Source organism: Streptomyces sp. NPDC051776 (assembly GCF_040681345.1).
GTDB lineage: Bacteria > Actinomycetota > Actinomycetes > Streptomycetales > Streptomycetaceae > Streptomyces.
This window is the reverse complement of record NZ_JBFAYQ010000140.1, coordinates 1-2889: the sequence shown is the minus strand read 5'-3', so window position 1 is coordinate 2889 and position 2889 is coordinate 1. Positions and strand designations below refer to the sequence as shown.

Annotated in this window: 2 protein-coding genes and 3 pseudogenes; 1 reads left to right on the top strand and 4 read right to left on the bottom strand. The window is 63.9% G+C overall.

Going from position 1 to position 2889, the window contains the following annotated elements:
* Nucleotides 1-231 (top strand): annotated as a pseudogene (locus AB0M26_RS31720) (hypothetical protein); the annotation flags it as partial.
* 38 nt (nt 232-269) lie between these two features.
* On the opposite strand, the gene AB0M26_RS31715 reads toward AB0M26_RS31720, so the two are convergent.
* The 4 genes and pseudogenes from AB0M26_RS31715 to AB0M26_RS31700 form a co-directional block, all read right to left on the bottom strand.
* Complete coding sequence (locus AB0M26_RS31715; RefSeq protein ID WP_365266451.1) at nt 270-737, bottom strand: hypothetical protein; 468 nt, start codon at nt 735-737, stop codon at nt 270-272.
* 504 nt (nt 738-1241) lie between these two features.
* A complete protein-coding gene (locus AB0M26_RS31710; protein WP_365266454.1) occupies nt 1242-1469 on the bottom strand; it encodes a transposase in 228 nt (75 codons plus the stop codon).
* Nucleotides 1470-1629: 160 nt separating this feature from the next.
* Nucleotides 1630-2376, bottom strand: a pseudogene (locus AB0M26_RS31705) (IS256 family transposase).
* Nucleotides 2365-2851 (bottom strand): annotated as a pseudogene (locus AB0M26_RS31700) (transposase); the annotation flags it as partial. The pseudogenes AB0M26_RS31700 and AB0M26_RS31705, both read right to left, overlap by 12 nt.
* Nucleotides 2852-2889: the final 38 nt, after the last annotated feature.

Genomic DNA, 2889 nt, shown 5'->3' with positions numbered 1-2889 from the left:
GGTCTCCACCATGTCCGAACACCGAAATCCTGTCGGCCACCCGACAGTTCCCCCCTCAACGACGCCTCATCACCCCAACCGAAACGGCGAGGCTACTACGACAAGAAACGCCGCGAGGGGAAGCACCACGTCGCGGCCATCGTCGCCCTCGCCCGACGGCGCATCGACGTACTCTTCGCCATGCTCCGAGACGGCACCTTCTACCAGCCCCCAGCACCCGTCACGGCTTGACGAAAACCATAGGGGCACCCTTTAGAGGGCGGAGGATTTCAAACAGGGCACTTTCGCCCCTTGATCACCTTCAATTGATACTCGCCTCCTTGAGGATCCGATACATAGCGAATGACGCGAATCTGCCCGCGGGCTTCGCAGAATTCTCCGGTCCCCCCGGTGATTGCTCTGAGATGTGGAGGCCGCTGGTCGCGATTCGCATTCTCCCAGGTGATTTCACCTCTCCCTTCCAGTACGTAGGATCCATGGCATTGGACCGCCCGAGGGTCTGCCTCTTTGATGACCGTACAGTCGGTTGTGGAGAACCCAATTTTGTTCCCCCTCTCATCGAACAGATCCGAAATCGTCTCATCCGGGGAGGTGCCACCGACCTGACGCGAGGTCAGAGTCATGTTCTCCACGTTCGGCCGATCCTTGTCCCCTTTTGTGTCCGCGTACGCGGAAGGCGCACCGAACGCGAGTGAGAGCACGGCCCATGCGCAGAGCGATGACGTCGATATCTTCATTGCGGTTCCTCTTTCTTCTCCTGAATGCTGGAGGTGGGCGACTTCCACGCTAATGCGGATACGGTAAGTGCGCCTTCGCAGAGGGCCTAATGGGTGTCAGCAAGGAGCTGTCGGGGGCGGGGGTGGTCAGCACAGCTGTCCGTCAGGAGATTGGCGGGGTTTGTGCTGCGAGGCGGTGGAAAGCGGCCCCTCAAGAAGCACGCCGCAGCGCTGTGCACGCCATGGCCTCCCGGCTGGTCCGATACGACCGCACGCTGCCCGGTGTACGAGCCTTCGCGACCCTGGTCGGCGCACTCAGGTAGACCTCCGACTCCGACCGGCCGACGCCAGGCTCCCCGGTCGGAGATTGCGAACTACCGCTATTTCACCGACCTCGCCGTCAAGCGGCTCGAAGGCCTCACCGGGGCCCACGCCCCCACGGAGGCGTTCGACTCGTGGCTCGCCCATTCCGGGTGTGTCAGTGACTTTGTGTAAGTCCACGGGTTCTACTGGTCGTCACGGGTTCTACTGGTCGTTGAGCCAGTCCTCGAAGAACAGTGAGAACTGGTTCAGCACCTTCTTCCAGTGTCCCGCGACGTGGTTGAGATCGCGGTCCTTGGGGGTGATCAGTTCGCATACCGCGAGGTAGAGGACCTTCAGCGCGGCCTGGTCGGAGGGGAAGTGGCCGCGGTTGCCGGTCGTCTTCCGCAGCCAAGCGTTGATCGACTCGATCAAGCCCGTTGAATAGACCACCTTCCCTACCACCGGCGGGAAGGCCAGCAAGGGAGTGAACTCGGTCCACACATCCGCCAGGTCCGCACCATCGCCGGATAGCGTTGGCCCAACTCTGAGGCGGCAAAGCCCTCCAGCGCCTGCTCGGCGACCTCCTCGGTCGGCGCCGTGTAGATCGCCTTCAGTGCCGGCCAGCGCAGAATGGTCCCTTTTCGAGGCAAACCGCAGCGATGGCCCGCATCAAATGGATCACACAGGTTTGCACCGTGGCCTTCGGCCAGGTCACAGTGACCACCTCCGGCAGGCCCTTGACCCCGTCGCAGGCCACGATGCACACGTCCTCCACACCGCGGTTGCCCAGTTCGGTCAGTACCAGCATCCACCTGGTGGCGCCTTCGCCCTCACCCCAGCGGTCGACGCCGGCCTCGGTGGCGCCGGTCCCCGACCACCACAGCCAGACCGGTTTGGAGACCACCGACCCGGAACGGAACCTGATCCACAGGGCGTCGATGTAGATGATCGGCCAGACCGTGTCCAGTGGCCGGTTCTGCCAGGCCGCGAGCTTGTCAGCGACCGCGTCGGTGACCTTGCTGATCAGATCCGGCGAGACCTCGACGCCGTACATGGCGGCCAGGTGTCAGCGAATGTCGCGCACGCTCATGCCACGTGCGCACAGCGACAGGATCTGCTCGTTGAAGCCTGCCAAACGCCTGGCGTGCTTGGGCACCAGCTTCGGTTCGAAGGTCCCGCTACGCTCCCGGGGAACGGCTACCGTGACCGCTCCTGCGTCGGTCAGCACGGTCTTCGGCGAGGTCCCATTGCGGCTATTGGCCGAGCCGCGACCGACCGGGTCGTGCTTCTCGTAGCCTAGGTGTCCGGTCATCTCCGCATCCAGGGCCCGCTCCAGCACGGCCTTTATCTGCCTCATGATCCGCTTGGTTCGGGTGTTGACGCCCTCCGGTGCGGCCATTGTGGTACGGGAGAGGTGAGTCCGGCGTCGCAGGCGGCGCGGTCGAGCTCGAGGCCGTTCGTGAAGGAGTGCAGGTGGGGCAGGCCGGCGGCAAGGCCTGTGGTGATCCAGTCGGTGAGCTTGGTGTCGTTGCCCTCCGCCGGGGTCAGTAACTGCGCGAACTCGTGTGTAGGCCGAGCAAGTTCCGTCATCTCGGGGCAGGATTCGGTGAGTTCTCGCAGTAGTGCGGTGTCCTTGTCGCGCAGGCTCTCGTGGCGGTTGAGCAGTAGGCGGGCGAAGCGCTGCGGGGTGGTGACCTGCTTGTCGTCTTCGGCGCGGCCCTGGGTGATGTGGCGGTAGAGCAGGTCGAGGCTCCCGGTGTAGCCCAACTCCTTGATTCCCGGAGGAGTTGGTGGACGGGGGCGGCTGGGTCTTGCGCGCGGCGGGCGCGGAGTTGTCGCGGTAGACACCTCACGATGCCAATGCGTCAAG

What these genes read in the sequence shown, in the direction of transcription:
- AB0M26_RS31715 (WP_365266451.1), bottom strand. Translation starts at nt 737, where the DNA reads ATGAAGATATCGACGTCATCGCTCTGCGCATGGGCCGTGCTCTCACTC.